18 protein-coding genes and 2 pseudogenes are annotated in these 20,250 nt (G+C 65.1%); 10 read left to right on the forward strand and 10 right to left on the reverse strand.

Going from position 1 to position 20,250, the window contains the following annotated elements; genetic code table 11:
- Positions 1–272: 272 nt before the first annotated feature.
- The 3 genes and pseudogenes from gntR to ACODSK_RS26485 all read left to right on the forward strand — a co-directional run.
- Complete coding sequence (gene gntR / locus ACODSK_RS26475; protein WP_489020170.1) at positions 273–1,292, forward strand: HTH-type transcriptional regulator GntR; 1,020 nt, start codon at positions 273–275, stop codon at positions 1,290–1,292.
- A 90-nt stretch (positions 1,293–1,382) separates the two neighbouring features.
- Positions 1,383–2,165 (forward strand): annotated as a pseudogene (locus ACODSK_RS26480) (PAS domain-containing protein); the annotation flags it as partial.
- 111 nt (positions 2,166–2,276) lie between these two features.
- Positions 2,277–2,702, forward strand: a pseudogene (locus ACODSK_RS26485) (methyl-accepting chemotaxis protein); the annotation flags it as partial.
- A 270-nt stretch (positions 2,703–2,972) separates the two neighbouring features.
- Here the strand turns inward: ACODSK_RS26485 and ACODSK_RS26490 are convergent.
- The 3 genes from ACODSK_RS26490 to ACODSK_RS26500 form a co-directional block, all read right to left on the reverse strand.
- On the reverse strand, positions 2,973–6,218 hold the full coding sequence (locus ACODSK_RS26490; RefSeq protein ID WP_489020172.1) for a transporter substrate-binding domain-containing protein: 3,246 nt from the start codon (positions 6,216–6,218) through the stop codon (positions 2,973–2,975).
- Between the two features lie 7 nt (positions 6,219–6,225).
- Positions 6,226–6,840 (reverse strand): response regulator, encoded by a 615-nt coding sequence (locus ACODSK_RS26495; RefSeq protein WP_489020174.1) that lies wholly within the window; start codon positions 6,838–6,840, stop codon positions 6,226–6,228.
- A gap of 287 nt (positions 6,841–7,127) precedes the next feature.
- Positions 7,128–7,697, reverse strand: coding sequence for an eCIS core domain-containing protein (locus ACODSK_RS26500; RefSeq protein ID WP_489020176.1), 570 nt, complete (start codon positions 7,695–7,697; stop codon positions 7,128–7,130).
- A 145-nt stretch (positions 7,698–7,842) separates the two neighbouring features.
- On the opposite strand from ACODSK_RS26500, the gene ACODSK_RS26505 reads away from it, so the two are divergent.
- Positions 7,843–8,472 carry a LysE family translocator gene (locus tag ACODSK_RS26505; RefSeq protein WP_489020177.1) on the forward strand — a complete coding sequence of 210 codons (630 nt, stop codon included), beginning with the start codon at positions 7,843–7,845 and terminating at the stop codon, positions 8,470–8,472.
- 6 nt (positions 8,473–8,478) lie between these two features.
- Here ACODSK_RS26505 and ACODSK_RS26510 read toward each other — a convergent pair whose 3' ends face one another.
- Entirely contained in the window at positions 8,479–9,045 is a 567-nt protein-coding gene (locus tag ACODSK_RS26510; RefSeq protein ID WP_489020225.1) for a TetR/AcrR family transcriptional regulator, read from the reverse strand.
- Positions 9,046–9,136: 91 nt separating this feature from the next.
- Between ACODSK_RS26510 and ACODSK_RS26515 the strand changes: the two genes are divergently transcribed.
- Complete coding sequence (locus ACODSK_RS26515) at positions 9,137–9,868, forward strand: SDR family oxidoreductase (RefSeq protein WP_489020179.1); 732 nt, start codon at positions 9,137–9,139, stop codon at positions 9,866–9,868.
- Between the two features lie 42 nt (positions 9,869–9,910).
- Positions 9,911–10,504 carry a 2-hydroxychromene-2-carboxylate isomerase gene (locus tag ACODSK_RS26520; RefSeq protein WP_489020181.1) on the forward strand — a complete coding sequence of 198 codons (594 nt, stop codon included), beginning with the start codon at positions 9,911–9,913 and terminating at the stop codon, positions 10,502–10,504.
- A gap of 303 nt (positions 10,505–10,807) precedes the next feature.
- Here the strand turns inward: ACODSK_RS26520 and ampC are convergent, their stop codons facing one another.
- Entirely contained in the window at positions 10,808–11,938 is a 1,131-nt protein-coding gene (ampC, locus tag ACODSK_RS26525; protein WP_489020183.1) for a class C beta-lactamase, read from the reverse strand.
- 127 nt (positions 11,939–12,065) lie between these two features.
- On the opposite strand from ampC, the gene ACODSK_RS26530 reads away from it, so the two are divergent.
- The 3 genes from ACODSK_RS26530 to ACODSK_RS26540 all read left to right on the forward strand — a co-directional run bounded on the left by ACODSK_RS26530 (position 12,066) and on the right by ACODSK_RS26540 (position 14,206).
- Complete coding sequence (locus ACODSK_RS26530; RefSeq protein ID WP_489020185.1) at positions 12,066–12,383, forward strand: DUF2388 domain-containing protein; 318 nt, start codon at positions 12,066–12,068, stop codon at positions 12,381–12,383.
- Positions 12,384–12,473: 90 nt separating this feature from the next.
- Positions 12,474–12,920, forward strand: a complete 447-nt coding sequence (locus ACODSK_RS26535; RefSeq protein WP_489020187.1) for an SRPBCC family protein — start codon at positions 12,474–12,476, stop codon at positions 12,918–12,920.
- 83 nt (positions 12,921–13,003) lie between these two features.
- Positions 13,004–14,206: an MFS transporter gene (locus tag ACODSK_RS26540; RefSeq protein ID WP_489020189.1), complete on the forward strand. Its 1,203-nt coding sequence runs from the start codon at positions 13,004–13,006 to the stop codon at positions 14,204–14,206.
- Between the two features lie 3 nt (positions 14,207–14,209).
- Here the strand turns inward: ACODSK_RS26540 and ACODSK_RS26545 are convergent, their stop codons facing one another.
- Both ACODSK_RS26545 and ACODSK_RS26550 read right to left on the reverse strand, forming a co-directional pair.
- On the reverse strand, positions 14,210–14,680 hold the full coding sequence (locus tag ACODSK_RS26545) for an FAD/FMN-containing dehydrogenase (protein ID WP_489020191.1): 471 nt from the start codon (positions 14,678–14,680) through the stop codon (positions 14,210–14,212).
- A 61-nt stretch (positions 14,681–14,741) separates the two neighbouring features.
- Positions 14,742–15,533 carry an AraC family transcriptional regulator gene (locus tag ACODSK_RS26550; RefSeq protein ID WP_489020193.1) on the reverse strand — a complete coding sequence of 264 codons (792 nt, stop codon included), beginning with the start codon at positions 15,531–15,533 and terminating at the stop codon, positions 14,742–14,744.
- A 92-nt stretch (positions 15,534–15,625) separates the two neighbouring features.
- Between ACODSK_RS26550 and ACODSK_RS26555 the strand changes: the two genes are divergently transcribed.
- Positions 15,626–16,588, forward strand: a complete 963-nt coding sequence (locus ACODSK_RS26555; RefSeq protein WP_489020194.1) for a bile acid:sodium symporter family protein — start codon at positions 15,626–15,628, stop codon at positions 16,586–16,588.
- A gap of 254 nt (positions 16,589–16,842) precedes the next feature.
- Here ACODSK_RS26555 and ACODSK_RS26560 read toward each other — a convergent pair whose 3' ends face one another.
- From ACODSK_RS26560 to ACODSK_RS26570, 3 genes are read right to left on the reverse strand one after another with little or no spacing between them, the layout of a single operon-like run.
- Positions 16,843–17,202 carry a DUF2784 domain-containing protein gene (locus ACODSK_RS26560; protein WP_489020195.1) on the reverse strand — a complete coding sequence of 120 codons (360 nt, stop codon included), beginning with the start codon at positions 17,200–17,202 and terminating at the stop codon, positions 16,843–16,845.
- Positions 17,199–18,491, reverse strand: coding sequence for a ComEC/Rec2 family competence protein (locus ACODSK_RS26565; RefSeq protein WP_489020197.1), 1,293 nt, complete (start codon positions 18,489–18,491; stop codon positions 17,199–17,201). The genes ACODSK_RS26560 and ACODSK_RS26565 overlap by 4 nt, the downstream gene beginning before the upstream one ends.
- Positions 18,488–20,221, reverse strand: coding sequence for a gluzincin family metallopeptidase (locus tag ACODSK_RS26570; protein ID WP_489020199.1), 1,734 nt, complete (start codon positions 20,219–20,221; stop codon positions 18,488–18,490). Before ACODSK_RS26570 ends, ACODSK_RS26565 begins: the two co-directional genes overlap by 4 nt.
- Positions 20,222–20,250: the final 29 nt, after the last annotated feature.

A 20,250-nucleotide genomic window follows, 5' to 3' on the forward strand; every position in this document is an offset into this window, starting at 1 on the left:
GTTAGCCGCGATCGGCGGCGAAGCCGTCGTAAAACCTGAGTCCCAGACCTGCCTGGCACACCGAGGGCACAGGTTTCATGGCCGCTTTGCGGCCAATCGCGGCTAACAGCCCCCACAGGTACACGGCGACCTGTGGCTTTGTGGTTGGTCTCAAGTTGTGTAGATACCCATGCAGCGATGAGGCCATCAGCACCACCCCAAGTGGATTGCCTTGCCAGCCAATCCTGGCCCCACTAACCTTGCCGCCTTTCCCGCATTCCCGCCGAGCCACCATGTCCCGCAGCACTTCCCGCACCACCGGCCGCCCCACCCTGGCCGAAGTCGCCCGGCTTTCCGGAGTGTCGCCGATCACCGTCTCCAGGGCCCTGCGCGGGGTGGCCACGGTGGCGCCGGAGCTGGTGGAGAAGGTCCGTATCGCTGCTGCCCAGCTGGGCTATGTGGCCAACCCCGCTGCCCGTGCCCTGGCCTCGGCCCAGGGCCAGTCGGTGGCGGTGCTGATTCCGTCGCTGTCCAACCAGCTGTTCGTCGAAACCCTCGATGCCATCCATGAGGTCCTGCGCCCGCGCGGGCTGGAAGTGATGATCGGCAACACTCACTACGATGCCGCCGAAGAAGAAAGCCTGATCCGCCATTACCTCGCCCATCAGCCCCGCGGCCTGCTGCTCACAGGTTTCGAACAGAGCGAGGCGGCGCGGCAGATGCTCGCGCTGAGCCGGGTACCTTGCGTGCACATGATGGAACTGGCTGACGACCCGGATGTGCTGTCGGTGGGCTTTTCCCAGTACGAGGCCGGCCATGCCGTGGCCCGCCATCTGATCGAGCGCGGTCGCCGCCGCCTTGGCTTTATCGCCGCCCAGCTCGACTCCCGGGTGCTGCAGCGTGCCGAGGGCTTCCGCCAGGCGCTGCGCGAGGCCGGGCTGCATGATCCGGCACTGGAGCTGCTGGTACCGCAGCCTTCGTCCATCGGCCTGGGCGGCGAGCTGTTCAGCCAACTGATGGCTGCCCATGACGATATCGACGGGATCTTTTTCTGCAACGACGACCTGGCCCACGGCGCGATGTTCCAGGCCCAGCGCCAGGGCGTTCGGGTGCCGGAGCAGGTGGCGATGGTCGGTTTCAACGACCTGCCGGCCTCGGCGCACATGGTGCCGCGCCTGAGCTCGGTGCGCACGCCGCTGGCTGCGGTCGGGCGGCAGGCGGCCGAGGCGCTGCTCGATCTGCTCGATGGCAAGCCGCGAAAAAACGCGCGCCAGGACCTCGGTTTTACCCTGATGACCCGCGAAAGCAGCTGAAACAGCCGATAAATGGTCGGGGTAGCGCGCTTGCGAGGCGCCTTGGCCCATCTATGCTGAGCACAATTCCGCCAATGGAGTGTGCGTGACATGTTCGACTCCCATCGCAAATCGGATCTGGCAGAAATCGAGCGGTGTAATCGGGCGCTGGCTGAAGCCAACGCCAAGCTGGCAGCGATCAGCCATTCCATGGCCATGATCGAGTTCAGTCCCGATGGAGTAGTACTCGACGCAAACGAGCATTTTTGCAAAGCCATGGGCTACAGCCTCGACGAGATCCGCGGCCAGCATCACCGGATCTTCTGCGAGGAGGCCTACACCAAGGGCGAGGAATACCGCCAGCTCTGGCGCGACCTGGCCCGTGGCGAGCCCCGTAGTGGCACCTTTCTCAGGCTCAACCGCAGGCACCAGGAAATCTGGCTGGAAGCCAGCTACATGCCGGTGTTCGGCAGCAATGGCGTCGTCACCAGTATCATCAAGGTGGCCAGCGATATCACCGCGCGGGTGGTCCATGAGCACGAGGCCGACTGCCTGCTCAACGCGATCGGCCGCTCCATGGCGGTGATCGAGTTCACTCCGGAAGGGCGGGTGATCAAGGCCAACGACAACTTCCTGCACACCATGCACTACCGCCTCGACGAGGTGGTCGGTCAGCACCACAGCCTGTTCTGCCACAAGAGCGAAAGCGAATCGGCGGACTACAAGGCCTTCTGGGCCTCGCTCAATCGCGGCGAATACCACTCGCACCGTTTCGAGCGGGTCAACAAGCTGGGGCAGATGGTCTACCTGGAAGCTTCGTACAACCCGATCTTCGATACCAACGGCCGGCTGTACAAGGTGGTCAAGTTCGCCAGCGACATCACCCACCAGGTCTGCACCCAGCAGTCTGCCGCCGAGGCCGCCCATGCAACTTCGGTGCAGAACGACGCCTGCGCGCGCAAGGGCTCGGAGGTGGTGCAGCAGACGGTGCATGTGATCGAAGAGATTTCCCACGACCTCAATGAAGCGGCGCGCAGCATCGATGCGGTGAGTCGTCAGTCGGAGCTGATCGGCAAGATCGTCCTGACCATCCGCGGCATCGCCGACCAGACCAACCTGCTGGCGCTGAATGCGGCCATCGAAGCGGCCCGGGCCGGTGAGCACGGGCGCGGGTTCGCCGTGGTCGCCGAGGAGGTGCGCAATCTTGCGGCACGCACCAGCAAGGCCACGGTGGAGATCGTCGAGGTGGTGCGGCAGAACCATGATTTGTCGTTGAGCGCGGTGGCCAGCATGCAATCCAGCCTGAGCCGCACCGGGCTTGGGGTGGAGCTGGCCAACGAGGCGGGCGAGGTGATCCTGGAAATCCAGCAAGGCTCGCAGCATGTGGTGGATGCGATCAGCCAGATCAGTTCGACCTTGCAACTGCACTGATTTTTAGTATGGGTATCTACACATCTTGAGCAAAGACCGACGCGGTCCCGGTAGGAGCTGCTTTAGCTGCGATGGACCGCGCAGCGGTCCCAAATCCTGTCTCTCCAGTGAGCCTGGAGAAACGCGTCAGGCCGGACAATGTGAATCCATGATTCGGCTTGGTCAGAGACTCGTGCGGGATGGTTTTGGGACCGCTGGCGCGGTCCATCGCAGCTAAAGCAGCTCCTACCTGGATCGCGCCGCACGGACGGTTTGTGTAAACCGTCCTGCTCAGCCCCCGGTCGCCAGGCGCGTCAGCAATCTCTCCAGGCTTCCCTCCAGTCGGGCCTTCAGCGCCTGCAACTGCTGATCCTCCAGACCTTCGGCACAGCCCTGTTCGAGGGCATCGCAGTGCGCTACCAGCCCGCGCGCCTTGAGCATCTTCATGCCTCCGCGAATCCTGTGGGCCAGGGCCTTCAGCTGGGCGAGGGGAGTGTCCGGCCCCAGCTTGCGCAACGCCGCCAGGTCCTCCTCGGTACTGCGGGCCAGTTGCTCCACCAGCCGCCTGATCATCTGCGGGTCATCCTGGGTCAGGTGGCGCAGTTCATCGAGGTCGAAGCCGCTGTCGTCTTCCACTGCCAGGGGCTGCAAGGCGCCGAGGTGGCTGCGCAAGGCGCCCAGCCCGATCGGCTTGAACAGGCAGTCGTCCATCCCCGAGGCCAGGCAGCGCTCGCGCTCCTCGGCCTGGGCGTTGGCGGTCAGGCCGAGGATCAGGCAGCGCCGGCGCTTGTCGCTGAGTTCTTCGGCGCGTACCGCACGCACCAGTTGATGGCCGTCCATGCCCGGCATGTTGCAGTCGGTGATCAGTACGTCGAAATCGCCATCGCGCCACATCTGCAAGGCGAGAGTGCCATTGTCCGCCTGGCTGACGCGGTGGCCGAGCACATCCAGCTGCTTGCCCAGCAGCATCAGGTTGGCCGGGTAGTCATCCACCACCAGGATGTCCAGTGCTGTGGTGCTGGCCGGGCTTTGCGGTGCGTCCGGCGGTGCGCATTCCTGCGCGCCGGCCCAGGGCAGCGACAGGATCACTTCGGCGCGGCTGCCTTGTTCGGGTTCGCTGGACAGGTGCAATGTGCCGCCCATCAATTCGCACAGGGTCCGGCTGATCACCAGGCCCAGTCCGCTGCCCTGGCCAGCCGGCTGTTGCCCGGCCTGGGCGAAGGGGCTGAACAGGCGTGCCTGGTCCGCGGTGCTGATGCCGATGCCGCTGTCTTCCACCACCAGTTTGACCTGTGCACCATGCTCCTGCGCTTCCACTATCAACTCGACGCGCACGTCCCCGTGCTCGGTGAACTTGATCGCGTTGCTTAGCAGATTGGCCAGCACCTGGCGCAGGCGCAGGGGGTCCACTGCCAGCGGTCGGGTGGCGCTCGGCAGGGCGAGGCGCAGTTCCAGGCCCTTGAGCCGCGCGCTGCTCTCGAACACCCGGGCGGTGGCGCGAACCAGCGCCGGCAGATCGGTGGGCTCGGGCGCAAGGGCCATATGGCCGGCCTCGATGCGGGCGATGTCGAGGACATCGCCGATCAGTTCGAGCAGGGCGCTGGCAGAGTCGAAGGCGACCTGCAACGACGGCTGGTCGATGCGCCCCTGCCGGGCATCCTTCAGGGCCAGTTCGAGCAGGCCGATTACCGCGTTCATCGGCGTGCGGATTTCATGGCTCATGGTGGCGAGGAAGGTGCTCTTGGCATGGTTGGCGCTGTCGGCCTGTTCCTTGGCCAGGCGCAGTTCGTGCAGCAGGCCCTCGGTGATCTGCAATTGCTGTTGCAGGGCCTGTTCGGCGGCGCTGCGCTGGGCGATCAGGCGGCGCAGGTAGCGATTCCACAGGACCACCGCGGCAATCGCCAAACCGGCTGCCAGCAGGATCTGCAGGACCAGCCCGCGGTAGTTGCGCCAGGGGTTGTCGCTGATCAGGGCGTTGGTGCGCCAGCGGTTGGCGAGCAGGGTCATTTCGTCCGGCTCGATGCTCAGCAGGGTCTTGTCGAGGATGCTGTGCAATCGGTTGTCGCCACGGGCGGTGGCGAAGGCCGCGGTGGCCGGGCTGTCATCCAGCAGCGCGGCGATGCGCAGGCGGTCCTTGAACAGGCGGCTGATGAAGTAGGCGGCATTGATCTGCGAACTGATCGCGGCGTCGGCACGGCCCTGGGCCACGTACTCCATCAGGGCCAGCGGGTCGTCCACTTCGATCAGTTCGATGTCGGGATGCTCGCGGCGCAGGGTATCGGCGAACGGCGTACCGCGAATCAGCGCCAGGCGCTTGCCCTGCAAGTCTTCGGCGGTGTCCGGGGCATCGGGGCGGATGGAGGTGACCAGCACCCGCGGCGTGGTCAGGTAGGGGCGGGTGAAGGTCAGGCCGCGGGCGCGTTCGCCGCCGTAGGGCAGGGCGGCGATCATATCGGCCTGGCCACTTTCAACCAGATGGATCATCTCCGCCACGCTCGCGGCTTCGAGGGTCTGGAAGCGCAAGCCGGTGCGCAGGCTGATCTGCTCCAGAAGGTCGGCGGTGATGCCGCGGAACTGCTGCTTGTCGTCGAGGAAGGTCAGTGGCGCGAAGTACTTGTTGATCACCACCTTCAGCGTTGGATGGCGGCGGATCCAGTCCTGCTCCTCGGCGCTCAGGTGCAAGACGCCACGGTTCAGCAGCGGGCTGTTGAGACCGTTGCTCCAGCGCCGCGCGACATTGATCCGGTCGCTCTCCGAGAGACTTGCCAGGGCCTGGTCGATAACCCGCAGCAGGGTGCTGTTGTCGTGTTCCAGGGCGAAGCTGAAGGACGAGCGCAAAGGTTTGACGTACCAGGCGATCTGTACGCTGTCGCGGTAATGGTTGCCGATCAGGTAGTCGGAGCTGATGGCGTCGCCGATAAAGGCGTCGGCGTCGCCCTGGGTCAGCGCCGAGAGTGCCGCCATGCTCGACGCGTAGAGTTGCAGCCGGGCCTGGGGGTAGACCTGGCGGATGCGTTCTACCGGCAGGTAGTGATCGACCATGGCCACCCGTGCGCCGGCCAGTTCGTCGGCAGGATTGCGCGGCTTGCCCAGCGGCGTGGCGATGATTGCCTGGTCGTCGGCATAGGGCAGGCTGAGCAGCAGTTCGGCATTGGCTTCTTCGAAGCCGTTGGCGCTGCCGAGCAGGTCGATCTCGCCGCGCTGCAGGGCACGTATCGCTGCGCTGCGGCTGGGGTAGTGCAAGACCTCCAGGGTGGTCTTCAACTGCTCGCCGAGCAGTCCGGCGTAGTCGGCGGTCAGGCCCTCGTAGTCGTGCTGGCTGACATTGATGTCGAAGGGCGGGTAGTCCGGCGCCGAAGTGCCCAGGCGCAGCACCTGCTTGCGCTCCAGCCATTGCCGATCGGCAGCGCTGAGGACTGGCGGTGCGCTGCTGCTCAGGGAGCGGCCGAGGAGTTGTCGCGGGGTCCCGTCCTGGGCGTTCAGCAGCGAGGGGGTCAACAGAACCAGGCCGATGACCAGCAGGGGCAGGGCTTTCATCCGCCGGTCAGATCATGCCGCGACGGTTGGCCAGGTCCAGCAGCTCCGCCAGGGATTTCACCTGGAGCTTGTCCATGATGCGGGTCTTGTAGGTGCTGATGGTTTTGGAACTGAGGATCATCGCTTCGGCGATTTCGTTGTTGGTCGCGCCCTTGGCCAACAGCCGCATCACTTCGAACTCGCGGTTGGACAGGCGGTCCAGGCGATCCTCCTCGGTTTGCGAGCGCGGGGTCAGGCGCAGGGCGTCGGGCAGGTAGGAGTAGCCGCTGAGCACGGCCCGGGTCGCGCCGATGAGGATCGCCAGGTCTTCGTCCTTGCGCACGAACGCCGAGGCGCCCGCTTCGATGCAGCGTTTGGCGAACAGGCGTGGCGGCAGGCCGGTGAACACCATGATCCGTGGTGCTGGGTCGAGCGCGCGCAGGCGCTCCAGCACACTGAGACCATCGAGGCGAGGCAGGCCGAGGTCGAGCAGAACCACTTCGGGCTCATGTTCCTGGCTGAGGCTGACCGCGCTGACCCCGTCATGCGCTTCACCGACAACCTCGTAGCCCTCGCGCTCCATCAGCAGACGGGCGGCAAAGCGGATGGTGGGGTGATCGTCGACGATCAGGATCTTGTTCATCGTGTGGAAACTCCTGCATCAGGAATGGATTTTTCCCGAGTCACTCAGGAGGGGAAACCACCGGTTCAGGCGGGCCGCTCACGATACGTCGAATCAGGTTCGATGAGTACGTCAAGTATAGAGGCGTGGAACAATTCCGCCTTGTTTGATGAAAATTCCTACAAGAAGTGCTGGGGCGCTTTTCGTAGGAATCGGCGCGCAGATAGCTGTGTGCCGGGATCTTGCCTGACAGACCTAGGGTAATCAGGCTGACGGACCAGTTACATTGCAGGGGGCAAAACGCTCACTCAGTGCCCCGCAAGCGAACCACTCGGGGCAGGACGAAGGGCCTTGGCCACTTCGGCCTGGATTGCGTAGGCCGGCGCTTCCACGGCCTCGTAGTTGCGGGTGTAGCGCGCGGCAAAGTCGTCCACGCCCCACTCTTGGTATTGCTGTACATGCTTGAGTTCGTGGGCCCAGAGGGCGACGTTGTCGCGGGCGTCCGCAGCATTGCGGAAGACGATCACATCCACCAGGGTCACCGCCGCCACGTCCGGGTTCTGCAGGAAGGCGCTGGCGGCATCCAGTTGCTCGGGGTTGCCGACCTGGTAGCGGACGGCATCCAGCACCTGGAAGTCATACCAGGGTTCCAGTTGCACACGGATATCCAGGGGAATCGGCTCCACGCCCGCGTTTACTGCGGTTTCCCGCGACAGCCTGAGCCAGTTGGCCAGGCCCGAGGAGGCCATGCGGGCGACATTGTCGAGCAGGGTGAACAGGTCGTCGGCCTGGCCCTGGGCCGGCGTGGCAGCAGGCGTCGGGGTAGCGAGGACAAGAAGCACGCCGAGGAGCAGCGAAGGGGACAGCCGGGAACTCAAGACAGGACTCCTGCCGTTATGTCGGGGGTGGCCAGTTTGACCGGGATTTCCCGCTTTGGTTGGGTGTTGCCGAAAAAATCTTCGAGGGCTTGAGCCCTGGCCACTGCACAGGCATCCTGCGCGCTTTGATCTGCCTGGAGCCGTCATGGACGCCTCGACTCTTCTGCTGTACGTCATCGCCGCCAGCGCGGTGATGATCACTCCCGGCCCGGCCATGCTGTTGGCACTCAACAATGGCGCCACCCACGGCATGCGCGTGGCCGGATTCGGCATGGCCGGGGCGATGCTCTCCGACCTGATCCTGGTGGCTGCGGTGGGCTGCGGCCTGGGTGCCTTGCTGCAGGCTTCGGAGCATCTGTTCAGCCTGGTCAAGTGGGTGGGCGCGGCGTACCTGCTGTACCTGGCGGTGGTGCTGTGGCGGGCGCCGGTGCGTGCGCTCGGGGTCAGCGGCGGGGCGACGGCGGTCAGTGGCCGCTCGACCTTTTTCCGTGCCCTGATCGTCGGCTTGTCCAACCCCAAGGGCCTGCTGTTCTTCTCGGCGTTCCTGCCGCAGTTCATCCGCGCGGACCAGCCGGTAGCGCAGCAATACCTGATCCTGGCGGTGATCACCGCCTCCCTGGATTGCCTGGTGATGATCGTCTATGCCCTGGGCGGCCGGCATGCGGTGCGGGCGTTCTCGGCGCGGGTCATGCAGTGGATCAACCGTGGCTGTGCCGGCATGCTCGCCGTCCTGGCGGTGGGCCTGAGCCTGTACCGGCGCAACGATCTGCACTGATTTTCTTCAGGGTGCTGCGTCCAGCGCCTTCTGCAAAAAGCCCCGGCTGGCTTGCAACACGGCCAGCTGGGTGTCTTCCCCCGCCAGCATCCGCGCGATCAGCAGGGCGCCCACGCACTGGCTGAGCATGGCCCAGGCCAGCGCGCCATCGTTCAAGGTCTCGGCCCAAGCCTGGTGCAGGGTGACCAGCCAATGTTCCGCTTCCTCGCGCACAGCTATATCGGCCCGGGCGATTTCCGCCCCCAGGGTCGGAATCGCGCAGCCGCTTTGCGGATTGTGCAGGTGAGCCATGCTCAGGTACTGATCAAGGCAGCGCTGCAGGGTGTCGCGGGTCAGGCCGCCGCTGCGGGCGCGCAGGTTGATATAGCTGTTGGACAACTCCTGGCGGACGATCTCGCTGAACAGGTCATCCTTGGACGGGAAGTGGTTGTAGAACGCTCCGCCGGTCAGGCCGATGGCCTTCATCAGCCCGGCGACCCCGGTGGCGGAGAAGCCACCCTGCTTGGCGATGGCGCCACTGCTCTGCACCAGCTTTTGCCGGGTCTGTTCCTTGTGTTCGGTGGAATAGCGCACTGGGAAATCCTCGATCGTCCGCTTGACGAAGCTCAGGATCATAGCATAGCGTTCGTTTACTAAACGATCATTCATCCATGAGGCGACACCCATGAGCGAAAACAACAAAGTCGTACTGGTGATCGGCGCTGGCGATGCCACGGGCGGGGCGATTGCCAAGCGCTTTGCCCGCGAAGGCTACATTGCCTGCGTGACCCGGCGCAGTGCCGACAAGCTGCAGCCGCTGCTCGACGAGATCCGCGCCGAAGGTGGCCAGGCCCATGGCTTCGGCTCCGACGCGCGCAAGGAAGAGGAGGTGACGGCGCTGGTCGAGCAGATCGAAAGCAGCATCGGCCCGATCGAGGCCTTTGTCTTCAACATCGGCGCCAACGTGCCCTGCAGCATCCTTGAAGAAACCCCGCGCAAATACTTCAAGATCTGGGAAATGGCCTGCTTTGCCGGCTTCCTCACGGCCCAGGCGGTGGCGCGGCGTATGGTCGCCCGGGAGCGCGGCACTATCCTCTTTACCGGTGCCACTGCCGGCCTGCGGGGTGCTGCCGGATTCGCTGCCTTCGCCGGGGCCAAGCACGGCATCCGCGCGCTGGCCCAGAGCATGGCCCGTGAATTGGGGCCACGGAACATCCATGTCGGGCATATCGTCGTGGATGGCGCCATCGACACCGCCTTCATCCGCGACAGCTTCCCTGAGCGCTATGCACTGAAGGACCAGGACGGCATCCTCGACCCCGCCCATATCGCCGACAACTACTGGCACCTGCACGCCCAGCCGCGGGATGCCTGGACCTTCGAGCTCGACCTGCGTCCGTGGATGGAACGCTGGTAAGTCGCCTTCGCCACAGTCACCTCAGCACAAGGACCTGATGTCATGAGCAAGACCGTCGAATTCTTCTTCGATCTGGGCAGCCCGGCCAGTTACCTGGCCTGGACCCAACTGCCACGGATCTGCGCCGAACAGGGTGCGCAACTGCTGCTGCGGCCGATGCTGCTGGGCGGGGTGTTCCAGGCCACCGGCAACAGTTCGCCGGCGATGATCCCGGCCAAGGGCCGCTACTTTGCCCGCGACCTGCAGCGTTACGCCCGGCGTTATGGCGTGCCGTTGAAGTTCAGCGAACATTTTCCGATCAACACCCTGAACCTGATGCGCGCGGCGATCGGCGTGCAGATGCGCCAGCCGCAGCGTTTCGACGCCTGGCTGGCGGCGATGTACCAGGCGATGTGGGCCGAAGGGCGCAATCTGGGTGATCCGGTTGTGGTTGAGCAGGTGCTGGAGGCCGCAGGGTTCGAGCCGGGCGGGTTCGAAGCGCTGGTCACGGACCCCGAGGTCAAGGCCGCGTTGAAGAGCGTCACCGAGGAAGCCGTGCGCCGTGGGGTATTCGGCGCGCCGAGCTGCTTTGTCGGGGAGGAGATGTTCTTTGGCCAGGATCGCCTGGAGTTCGTGGTGGAGGCGTTGGCACGCTGAATCCTTCATGGCCCTGTCGCTGGCAAGGGTATCTACACATTTCGTCCCCAGCTAAATACCAGGGGCGGCAAGGTAACGCGTATTCCGTGGGAGTCGGCCCAGCCTTTCAGGCTGCGCTCTCGGGCAGAGAACAGGTCTAAAAGCGACGCGGACCCTGTGGGTGCGGGTTTACCCGCGATTGCGGTAGTGAAGTCACCGACGTAATCGCGGGTGAACCCGCTCCCACAAGGTCCGCATTGGGCCTGAGCGAGATGTGTAGATACCCACGCAGCAATAAGGCCGTCAACAACAGGACCATTCACCCTACCGATCAAGCAACTCGAACAAGCGCCAGGCCAGCTTCACCCGCTCAGCATTCGGGTAATTGCGGTTGGCCAGCAATACCACTCCACGCTGCTGCTCCGGCACGAAGGCCACGTAGGCGCCAAAGCCATTGGTGGCACCGGTCTTGTTCACCCAGACCTTCGACTGTGGTGCCCGTGGCGGCTGGATCGCGGTGACCGGCGTGCCTGCCAGGGCATAGCGGTTGTCGTTGCCGTCCAGCAGGGTCTGCAGGGTCAACGGGTAGTCGTACTGTTCCCAGATCAGGTCCTGGGTCATTGCGCCACGCTGGTAGTAACCCCGACGGGTGTCGTCCAGCGCCTGCTTCAGCGGCGCCGCCAGCTCGACGCGGCCAAGATGGGCTTCGACATAGCGCAGCATGTCGCTGCTGCTGCTTTTCATGCCGTAGGCTTCGTCCGCCAGCACTCCGGGATTGACCCGTACTGGCGCCTGGTCGCGGTCATAGCCCCAGGCATACAGCAGTTGCTGCTGCGCAGGGACCTGGATGAAGGTGTGCTTGAGCCCGAGCCCCGGCAACAGTTGCTCCTGCATGGCCGTGCTGAAGGGGGTGCCCAGTTGTTGCGCGGTAATTACCCCCAGCATGCCGATGCTCGGGTTGGCGTAGGCGCGCCAGGCATCCGGCCGATGCTCCGGTCGCCATTGCTTGAGCCAGGCGAACAACTGCGCCTGGTTTGTAACCGCATCGGGAACCTGCAGCGGCATCCCGCCGTTGCTGTGGGTCGCCAGGTTGAGCAGGCTCAGGGCACCGAACGGTGTGCCGCTCAGCTCCGGCAGGTAGTCGGCCACCTGCGCCTGCAATGACAGCCGGTTTTCGATCCGGGCGCGCGCCGCCAGGGTGGCGGTGAAGGTCTTGCTGATCGAGCCGAGTTCGAACAGGGTGTCGCGGCTTACCGCCTGGCTGCTGGCCTTGTCGGCGACGCCGAATTCGTAGAAGTACTGCTTGCCGTGGTCGGTGATGGCAATGGCCAGGCCGGGGATGCCGTTGTCGCGCATGACCTGCCGCGCCGCATCGCGGACCTGCCGGTCGAGTTCGGGATCAGCATGGACAAGAAGCGGGCAGGCACACAGCAGGAGCAGGGCAGGGAAACGCATTGGCGAAAGGTCCATGGCAAAAACCGCCACCCTAGCAGAAGTGACTAGGGAACTCCGACCCCGGCAAACGCATCCTAGACTGAGTAATACCTGACAATTCCGTTCAGGTAGACCGGAGGACTCCGTCATGCGGCGTACATTGCTCGTTTCTTCATTGTTGCTTTGCCTGCCTTTCGGGTCGGCGCTGGCCCGGGTGGACGCAGGTGATGTTGCCACCTCGGCCGGTGTGTCGGCTTCGCTGTATTCCACCTTCAAGGACGACAAGCGCATCATCCCGGCCCGGGACGAGGCGTCCAGCTTCGTGGCCAGCGGCGGCGCGATCCGCGGGGCTTACCTGGAGTCGGTGCTGCAGCGCGTGCGTCAGGAAAATCCCGGCCTTCAGGCCAGCGATGAAGAGCTGGCGCGGGCGATCCTGGTCAGCGATCACTTCGAAGACGAACGCTGACATCCACGGTGCAGGCGGGCGGCTGGACGAGCTTGCCGGGCTGGGCTTCACTCATAGCCTTGCCTGAGCAAACCACAAGGAAATCGTCCCATGAGCAGCAATACCGTCCGCCTGCACCGTGTCTTCAAGGCACCCGTGGAGCGTGTCTACCGCGCCTTCCTCGATGCCGACGCCATGGCCAAGTGGCTGCCGCCCCATGGTTTCACCTGCCATGTCGAGCATCTTGATGCCCGCGTCGGCGGCACCTACCGGATGTCCTTCAGCAACTTCTCCAGCGGCCAGCGCCATGTGTTCGGCGGCGAGTACAAGGAACTCCTGCTGAACGAGCGAATCCGCTACACCGACCGCTTCGACGACCCCAACCTGCCCGGGGAAATCACCGCCACCATCAGCTTCAAGAGCGTTTCCTGCGGCACCGAGGTGCATATCGTCCAGGAAGGCCTGCCGGACCTTATCCCCCTGGAAGGCTGCTACCTGGGCTGGCAGGACTCGCTGAACCAGCTGGCCAACCTGGTGGATCCGGAAATTCCTGGCTGACGGAATCACCTGCAAAAGGTGGTCGCGTTAATATTTTGTTACTGTTTAAATGATTGGATCCAATGAGCAGTGGATCGCCAATCATGTCCGACGCCAACCCGGCCACCGTTTCCGCCCCCTCCGAACTGTCCTCACCGCGCCGCCGCTCCCTGCTGGCGGCGTGCGGCGCCCATGCGGTGAACGATGGCCTGACCGACCTGATCTATGTGCTGCTGCCGATCTGGCAGGCTCAGTTCGGCCTCAGTTATGCCCAGATCGGCCTGATGCGCGGTGCCTATTCGGCGACCATGGCCGGCTTCCAGTTGCTCGCCAGTCGCGCGGCCAGGCGCTTTGGTCGGGAAACCCTGCTGGTCGGCGGTACTGCGCTGGTTGGCGTGGCCTATCTGTTGGCCGGGCAGGCCGGCGGCCTGATCGCGCTGATGGCGGCGTTGGTGCTGGGGGGACTGGGTGCCAGCACCCAGCATCCGCTGGCGTCGTCGCTGGTCACCGATACCCATGAGCCCGGACGCCAGGTCAAGCAGGCGCTGTCGCAATACAACTTCGCCGGCGATATCGGCAAGACCCTGATTCCTGCGTTGGTGGGCGTCTCCCTCACGGTGATGAGCTGGCGCCTGAGCGTGACCCTGGCCGGGATACTCGGGCTGCTGGCGGCGTTGGCGATGTACCTGCTGATTCCACGCGATGTCGAGCGCCATCTGGCCAGTGCCGGCAAGACCGGAGCCGATGAGGGAAGCGGCTCGGTCAGCGGCCTGCGCGCGCTGCTGGCCACGGGTTTTCTCGACAGTGCGGTGCGCATGGGTTTCCTCACCTTCCTGCCGTTCCTGCTCAGCGACAAAGGCGCCGGTACCGCCGGCATCGGCCTGGCCCTGACCCTGCTGTTTATCGGCGGTGCGTTCGGCAAGCTGATCTGCGGCTACCTGGGCGCGCGCATCGGCTTGTTGAAAACCGTGTGGTTCAGCGAATCCCTGACCGCTGCGCTGATCGTCGCCGCGGTGTACCTGCCGCTAAATGGCTTGATGATGCTGCTGCCGTTGCTGGGCCTGGTGCTCAACGGCACCTCGTCGGTGCTGTATGGCGTGGTCCCGGAGCTGGCCGCGCCAGGCCGGCGCGAGCAGGCGTTTGCCCTGTTCTATACCGGGACCATCGGCGGGGGCGCGCTGGCGCCCATCGTGTTCGGGCGTCTGGGCGACTTGAGCGGGGTGCCGCTGGCCTTGATGGCCCTGGCGGCGACCCTGCTGCTGACCTTGCCGCTGACCTGGTACGTGGACCGCGGCCTGGAGGGATGAAGCTCAGCCTTGCGGCAGTTCGGCGAGGGCCTTGCGCAGGGCTTCGGCATCGCTGAACGACTGCTTGGACAGCACCTTGCCGTTGTCCAGTTGCAGCCACTGCACCTGGCCCGGCACGACGGCATACTGCGGCACCACCTGGCCTTCACGATCGAGCACCACGCGGTAGCTGTAGTCGCGCATCTTCGGAATGGCGAACAGTTTGCCGATCAGCGAAGGCATGCCCTGGATATCGGCGACGAACACCGTGTGGCGTGCCTCCAGCCAGCCTTTTGGCTGATCGGCCAGGGCGGCCTTGACCAGCTTGGCGCCGTCCATGTCGCTGGCCGCCAGCAATACCCGGGTGCCGGCATCGAGGGTGAAGGCCTGATCGTGCTGGTCGTTCAGGGTAAAGGGCTTGAGGCTTTCGCCCACTTCGGCGGCGTTGGCCATGAAGGGCAGCAAGCCCAGGAGTAGTACGCAGGCAGCTTTCAAGATCGAATCCTTTTTCTGATGAGCGGGGAATACGGCGCCCAGCATAGCAAGCGCTTCTCATTCAGGCCTGCGGCACGCTGCCACCCCGGGCCAGTTCGCCGGGAGACAGGCCGAACAGCTTGCCGAAAGCGGCGATGAAGGCCGACAGCGATTCATAGCCGCAGGCCAGGGCCACGTCGGTAACCCGTTCGCCACGCTCCAGCGCCGGCAGCGCGCTGACCAGGCGCATGCGCTGGCGCCAGGTGCGGAAGGTCATGCCGGTTTCCTTGAGGAACAACCGGCTCAGGGTCTTTTCGCTGACCCCGGCCTTGCGGCTGGCCGCTTCCAGGCTGATAGCGGCCCAGGGTCTGGTCGTGGCCTTGCGGCACAGGGCGCGCAGGCGCGGATCGCGGGGTTGCGGCAGGACCAGATCGAGCGGCTCGGCCAGACCCAGGCGATCCAGCAGGACCGCAGCCAGACGGCCCTCGGCACCTTCCTCGTCGTATTCCACCGGCAGCTCGCCAAAGGCGCGGATCAGCTCGCGCAGCAGCGGGTCGACGGCGATTACCCGGCATTCGGCGTCGCTCCAGGGGGCGTGGGCCGGTTCGATGTACAGGCTGCGGATGCAGGCGTCCGGGGTGCAATCGACCCGGTGCGCGAGGCCCGGAGGAATCCATACCGCACGGTGCGGCGGCACCACCAGCCGGGCATCGTCGGTGCGCACCTGCAACACCCCGTGCAAGGCATGGGAAAGCTGGCCGCAGGGATGGCGATGGCGGTAGTCCAGGGCGATGTTCGGCAGGCTGTCGCGCTGCCCGTAGAGGGGCCGGGGCAGGGCGTTCAGGTCTCCGAGGTGCAACGGTTTGATGTCCATTCGACGACAGTAGTGGTTTTTTGGCGTTAGTCGGAAAGTAGCGAACACCTTATCGTCTCCCGCACCTGGCCCTCAACACCTGGAAGCGCTCGATGAAACACCTGCGGTTGCTCTTCGACAATTTCACCCTGGCCCTGCTCGCGGTGATCGCCCTGGCCACCTGGCTGCCGGTATCCGGCAGTGGTGCGGCGTTTTTCGCGACCCTGACCCATCTGGCCATTGCCCTGCTGTTCTTCCTGCACGGCGCCAAGCTGTCCCGCGCGGCGGTGATCGCCGGGGCCGGGCACTGGCGCCTGCACTTGCTGGTGTTCGCTTGCACCTTCGTCATGTTCCCGCTGCTCGGACTGCTGCTCAAACCGCTGATCCTGCCGCTGGTGGGCGATGCCCTGTACCTCGGCGTGCTCTATCTGTGCGCCTTGCCGGCCACGGTGCAATCGGCCATCGCCTTCACCTCGCTGGCGCGGGGCAATGTGCCGGCGGCGATCTGCAGTGCGGCGGCGTCCAGCTTGCTCGGAATCGTGCTGACACCGCTGCTGGTGATGCTGCTGATGGGCGTGGAGGGCGACAGCGGTTCCAGCCTGCAGGCGGTGGGGGCGATCGTCCTGCAATTGCTGGTGCCGTTCGTGGCCGGGCAACTGGCGCGGCGCTGGATCGGCGCCTGGGTGGCGCGCAATGGGAGTTGGTTGAAGTCGGTGGATCAGGGCTCGATCCTGTTGGTGGTGTACACGGCGTTCAGCGATGCCGTGGTCAGCGGCCTGTGGCATTCGGTGCCGCCGTCCCGGCTGCTGGGCCTGGCCCTGGTCTGTTGCCTGCTGCTCGCCCTGGTGCTCTGGTGCACCCGCAGCCTGGGGCGCTGGCTCGGGTTCAGCGTGGAGGATCGCATCACCATTCTGTTCGCCGGCTCGAAAAAGAGCATGGCCACCGGTGTGCCGATGGCCCAGTTGCTGTTCGCCGGGAGTGCGGTGGGTGCGCTGATCCTGCCGTTGATGCTGTTTCACCAGATCCAGTTGATGGTCTGTGCGGTGTTGGCGCAGCGCTACGCCGGCAGGCGTTGATGCCCGAATCGCTGGCAATGCCAGCTCCCACAGGGTTCCGGGTCAGCCGCAGGATCCAGGCCCGACACAGGAACCTGTGGGAGCTGGCGTTGCCAGCGATGAGGCCAGCAAGAACAACACTGACCAGCAAGATTGATGTCGAGGCTGATGGCCTCATCGCCGGCAATGCCGGCTCCCACAGGGTTCCGGGCGAGCCGCAGGATCCAGGCCCGACGCAGGAACCTGTGGGAGCTGGCATTGCCAGCGATGAGGCGCTAGCGCCGCCGCAGAACCAGCCAGGCATAAAGCCCCAGGTTCACCACCAGCACCCCGATTCCCAGCCCCAGTTGGATCGCCGGCGTGAGGCCCGCCGGGTAGATCACCGGCAGCAGGTAGTGCTCGATAAACCCTTGCGCATATCCCTGTTCCCCGGCCAGTCGGCGAAAGTGGTTTTCCCAGCGGGTCAGCGGGCAGGGCCAGTGCATCACCTCGACCAGGAATCCCCAGACCGCCGCCGGCAGGTGCAGCCAGCACAGGCGCGGCCATTTCAGCAGGAGCAGGGCACCGCCGACGGCGAAACAGATGAACAGCAGGTGCAGCAGCACCAGGCCGTCGGCGGCAATGCGGTAGCTCATGGCGTTTCCTGGAGCTCCAGTACAACCTCGTCATACAAGACTCCCGGCGGCAACCGATGGGTGTCATGCAGGTCGGAGTCCTTGTCCAGGGCGTTGAGCAGCGGCACCCGTGGCACCTCGGTGCCGTCGCCGGCGTTCTTGTCGCCGTATTGCTCGGGCAGGGTCGACAGCACGCTGGTCAGGCGCCCCGGGCGCTTGCTCTCGTCCTTGTTGCTGAAGCCCTTCCACAGGCTTTTCGGCGTGGCATTGAGGCTGCCGTGATGGCCGACCTTGTACAGGTCCACCGAGGTCAGCAAGGCGGCGATTTCAGGCTGGTTGAGGGCGTAGCGCCAGTTCTCGATCTGCGCATCACCAGGGAACAGCAGCTTCTTGCCCCCGGCTTCGAACAGCAGGATCAGGCTGGTGTTGTTCATCGCCTTGTCCAGCGCGGTGACGATGGACAGCCACTGATCGCCCCGCGCGCGGCGCACCCTGCCGGCGATCCAGCGGGCGTTTTGCGGCAGCTTGCTGCCCCGTGCGCAGGGCGCGTCGGGGAAGGGCGACGCACTGGCCGTGGCAGTGCCCTGGGGAGCAAAGAGCAACGGCGCGCGCAGCCAGTATTCCGGGTCGGTGCGTCGTTCGCGGCGGACCTCGGCGCTCTGTTCCACTGTGGGCGGACCGAGAACCCGGGTGCGAATGCCCGGCAACACCTCGGCCAGCGGATCGTCGCTGCCGAAGTGGGCGTAGACCGCCCTGGCACCGGGGCGGGAGCCCATGGCGATGAGGTTGTTCACCGCGCCCTTGTTGGAAATGTTGTTTTCCCCGAGAAAACCCAGGCGTCGCTCCAGCGCGGCGTCCAGGCCCTTGGGCTTGCTGTCCATGCGCGCCTTGAGCTGGCGCGCCACTTCGTTCATTCCGGCCAGGGCCTGCACATGCGCGGCGGCCAGCGGCGCGGTGGCGTCCTCGGCCAGGTCCGGCTGTTCGGTCCAGGGTTGCAGGACCACGTCCGGGTTCAGCGCGCGGATGATGCTGCCGGGGCCGTTGCCCTTCTTCAGCGGGTCGAAGCCGCTGATATGGTCGGCATGCCGGTGAGTGGCGACCAGCACGTCGAGCTTGCCGGCGCATTTGTCCTTGATGTCGTTGGCGATACGCAGCATCTGCTTGGCCTTGTCGACCCCGTCGGGCATGCCCACGGTGCCGAAATCGATCAGCACATGGCGGGTGCTGTCGTCCGGGTAGACGAAGCGCAGCAGGAAGCAGTCGCCGAAACCGACCTGGTAGGCGAACAGGTGCAGGCGGATCGGGCTCATGGCTGCAGCTCCTGGGCTGTGCTCGGCGCTTGCATCGCCCGGGCGCGGTGGATGCGGGTGAGGTCGGCGGCGGAGCCCGGCTCGGCCGCCTCGCTGTTCGGACCGTACAGCCATTCCAGGCGGCGCACCTGCCAGCGGGCGTCGGTCAACGGACGCTGGATGCAGTATTTGATCCGTCCGTACTGGTCGAAGATCAGCGTGCCGGCGCCATACACGGTGACGGGTGTGGTGGGTTTCAGCCATTCGGGGCGCGGTTCCTTGAACACCGAGGTGAACTCGGCGCCGAACAGATTGACCCGGCTGGTGAATTCGCAGACCGTCTCGCGCAGCACGAAACCGTCCGGGCCGATGCGCAGGCTGGGGCGCACCGAAACCACTTCGGTGTAGGCGCGCTCGTCGATCTGCAGCACGTCGCGGTTTTCCCAGAGAAAGCGGAAGACTTCCTCGGCATCGCGCAGCATCGAGTCGAAGTGGCTGTTCTGGTAGCGCACCTTGTCGTTGTCGGCGAAGGTCAGCCAGCAGCCGTCGGCGTCGGTGAGGCCGGCCGGCACCTGGATGCCATAGCTGGCGAAGGTGTCGCGGATGATCCGCCGGTAGCTGTAGCGCGAATCGTCCGGCGCCACCTCGCTGTCGACGGTGAGCAGGGCGGCCAGGTAATGGCCGAACTCCAGGTCCAGCGGCGGCGAGTAGTCGAGGGCGCGGATGGCGATGGTCAGCAACTGGTCGGCGGCCTTGGCGCCTTCGGCGATCACCGCGTCGAGGCTGTACAGGTTATCGCCGAAGGTGCCGAGGGAGTTGCAGCGTGCGACCCAGAGCTCGAGCATGCTGCGCAGCATGGCGGCGGCAAAGATCTCGCCACGGTTATGGGCGTCGTCGTACTCGGCGCTGTCCAGGTAATCGGTGGAGGGGCGTTTCTGCACCGAGCGGCGCAGCGGGTTGGCACGCAGGCCGCTGGTGGCCTGGCCGAATTGCTCACCGAGACCGAACAGCAGGGTATCGGCCAAGGCATCGATCTGCAGTGAGGCGCCATCGATCAGGCGTGCATCGCCCTGATGGCTGATGTTGACCCCGCGATAACAGGTCAGGGCGAACTCGACCACCTCGCTCAGGGAGAACACCGACAGCAGGGCGATGACATCGGCGAAGCCTTCATGAAACCCCGCCTGGTCCGGTCCGGAGGCCTGCATGAAGCCGGCGCGCAGGCCATCGAGCAGGGCGTGGGTGGTCTCGTGGGCGACGATATCGTGGGACAGGCAGGTGAAGACCCAATCCTCGCCATCCTGGAAGTAGCCGAACAGCAGGGCACGGTCTTCCCGGGAATAGAAGGCATTGGCCTCGACGAAAGCGTGGGGCACCACATGCAATTGATGGCCATCGAAGCCCCAGGCCACGCGCCGGCCCAGGGCCAACTCGAAGCGCGCCAGGAGCCGCATGATCACCGCGTAGACCTGCTGGCAATGGAAGCCCGGCTGGCCCAGCACGCGGGCATCCGCCGGATCGAAGGGGTCGATGGCGGCTTCGCCCGGGGTCTGGTTGTAGGCGTGGGGAAGGTACAGGCGGTTGGCTGCAGCATCGAAGTCGACCACTTTGACCCGGTAGCCGACAGGGCCGTCGGCCAGGTGCTCAAGGGGCACACTGACCCGGGCAAACAGCGGCTGGCCGGGGCTGGTTTCGATCGCCGGGTCCTGGGCGAGGATGGTGAAGGTCTGGGTATTCGCGTTCACTGCCATGTGTCGTTGTCCCTGGTTCTGTTGCGGTC

The organism is Pseudomonas sp. FG98, from assembly GCF_057808595.1.

What these genes read in the sequence shown, in the direction of transcription:
- ACODSK_RS26550 (WP_489020193.1), bottom strand. Translation starts at nt 15,533, where the DNA reads ATGGACATCAAACCGTTGCACCTCGGAGACCTGAACGCCCTGCCCCGG.
- ACODSK_RS26495 (WP_489020174.1), bottom strand. Translation starts at nt 6,840, where the DNA reads ATGAACAAGATCCTGATCGTCGACGATCACCCCACCATCCGCTTTGCC.
- ACODSK_RS26515 (WP_489020179.1), top strand. Translation starts at nt 9,137, where the DNA reads ATGAGCGAAAACAACAAAGTCGTACTGGTGATCGGCGCTGGCGATGCC.
- ACODSK_RS26530 (WP_489020185.1), top strand. Translation starts at nt 12,066, where the DNA reads ATGCGGCGTACATTGCTCGTTTCTTCATTGTTGCTTTGCCTGCCTTTC.
- ampC (WP_489020183.1), bottom strand. Translation starts at nt 11,938, where the DNA reads ATGCGTTTCCCTGCCCTGCTCCTGCTGTGTGCCTGCCCGCTTCTTGTC.
- gntR (WP_489020170.1), top strand. Translation starts at nt 273, where the DNA reads ATGTCCCGCAGCACTTCCCGCACCACCGGCCGCCCCACCCTGGCCGAA.
- ACODSK_RS26565 (WP_489020197.1), bottom strand. Translation starts at nt 18,491, where the DNA reads ATGAGCCCGATCCGCCTGCACCTGTTCGCCTACCAGGTCGGTTTCGGC.
- ACODSK_RS26540 (WP_489020189.1), top strand. Translation starts at nt 13,004, where the DNA reads ATGTCCGACGCCAACCCGGCCACCGTTTCCGCCCCCTCCGAACTGTCC.
- ACODSK_RS26570 (WP_489020199.1), bottom strand. Translation starts at nt 20,221, where the DNA reads ATGGCAGTGAACGCGAATACCCAGACCTTCACCATCCTCGCCCAGGAC.
- ACODSK_RS26490 (WP_489020172.1), bottom strand. Translation starts at nt 6,218, where the DNA reads ATGAAAGCCCTGCCCCTGCTGGTCATCGGCCTGGTTCTGTTGACCCCC.
- ACODSK_RS26535 (WP_489020187.1), top strand. Translation starts at nt 12,474, where the DNA reads ATGAGCAGCAATACCGTCCGCCTGCACCGTGTCTTCAAGGCACCCGTG.
- ACODSK_RS26555 (WP_489020194.1), top strand. Translation starts at nt 15,626, where the DNA reads ATGAAACACCTGCGGTTGCTCTTCGACAATTTCACCCTGGCCCTGCTC.
- ACODSK_RS26520 (WP_489020181.1), top strand. Translation starts at nt 9,911, where the DNA reads ATGAGCAAGACCGTCGAATTCTTCTTCGATCTGGGCAGCCCGGCCAGT.
- ACODSK_RS26560 (WP_489020195.1), bottom strand. Translation starts at nt 17,202, where the DNA reads ATGAGCTACCGCATTGCCGCCGACGGCCTGGTGCTGCTGCACCTGCTG.
- ACODSK_RS26505 (WP_489020177.1), top strand. Translation starts at nt 7,843, where the DNA reads ATGGACGCCTCGACTCTTCTGCTGTACGTCATCGCCGCCAGCGCGGTG.